The organism is Mangrovactinospora gilvigrisea, from assembly GCF_001879105.1.
Classification (GTDB): Bacteria; Actinomycetota; Actinomycetes; order Streptomycetales; family Streptomycetaceae; genus Mangrovactinospora; species Mangrovactinospora gilvigrisea.
Map to the genome: position 1 here is coordinate 1 of NZ_MLCF01000204.1, position 293 is coordinate 293.

At 59.0% G+C, this 293-nt stretch carries 1 protein-coding gene; it reads right to left on the reverse strand.

Annotation, left to right across the window (positions count from 1 at the left end):
• Positions 1–32: 32 nt before the first annotated feature.
• Positions 33–293: hypothetical protein (locus tag BIV57_RS25495; protein WP_217651756.1), on the reverse strand; the 261-nt coding region annotated here is incomplete at its 5' end.

The following is a 293-nucleotide window of genomic DNA, read 5'->3' on the forward strand; positions in this document are numbered from 1 at the left end:
ACCATCCCCGCGTCCGCGGGGAGCACACTTCGTCATCTGCGGGTTTCTTCGGCGATCATGCTGAAAGTCGGTACTTCATCAAGAACCGCCATAACTGACTCTCTGGGCAAATAGGGCGAATATGCCAGTCCCGGATCGGCGGCTTCCACGATACCGGCCGCGTGTTCACGCTCGTTCGCCCCAAGCGATCGTGAACGTGTGGCGTGGGGCAAGCAAGGCGGAATCGTGGATACGTGCTTCATGACCTTGAACTGAGGGCTAAAGTCCAAGGCCATGAAGTTAGGGGCCCGGCG